We start from the raw sequence: 568 nt of genomic DNA, 5'->3' as shown, positions 1-568 counted from the left end.
CCATGTCTCTTAGCGTCATTTGCGCTTACATTCCTTCGTTCGGTCTATTCATAAGGCAGAGGCCTGCTATGCTGCTCCGGAGACTCATAGTCTGAGTTTAGTTATTTTGCTGGCTTCTCCGTGTCATTCTGCTAATTGATTATTAACAGTTTCAATTTCGGTTTCTAATAACCGATACTGACGTAAGAGCGTGGCGATTTCGTGTTGGGCCCTCTGTGTTCCTTCTGTCAGTCCGATAGAGTTTTTCGCGGCTTCGGCTTGGCTTTCGGTAACTGTGGTGCTCTCATTCCCTTTACCTGTCGGTAAAGAAAGACCAGCTCTTCGGCTGTTTTCCCTTTAATATCTTTTGGTAATGGTGTTATTTCTAGTGTTGCAAGTGCCATCTTCCCGAAATTAGGAAAGACTTGAGTAAACTCTGGAAAGTAGCGATCAAGCCAACGGATGATTCGATTTTTAATACTAGCCAAATCCTCCGTCAATTTTGAACGAAGAGTAGAACCAATACGAAGCTCAGCTTCAATATCTTTCAGTATACGTGGATAACTGAAACGTCCATCCTTTAATAAGC

Annotated in this window: 1 pseudogene; it reads right to left on the bottom strand. The window is 43.0% G+C overall.

What is annotated here, in order from left to right:
- Positions 1-126 precede the first annotated feature (126 nt).
- Positions 127-568: pseudogene (locus tag C9J35_RS23885) on the bottom strand (IS110 family RNA-guided transposase); the annotation flags it as partial.

Source organism: Lysinibacillus parviboronicapiens, from assembly GCF_003049575.1.
Lineage (GTDB): Bacteria > Bacillota > Bacilli > Bacillales_A > Planococcaceae > Lysinibacillus > Lysinibacillus parviboronicapiens.
The sequence above is the reverse complement of the archived record's forward strand: the minus strand, read 5'-3'. Positions and strand labels throughout refer to the sequence as shown.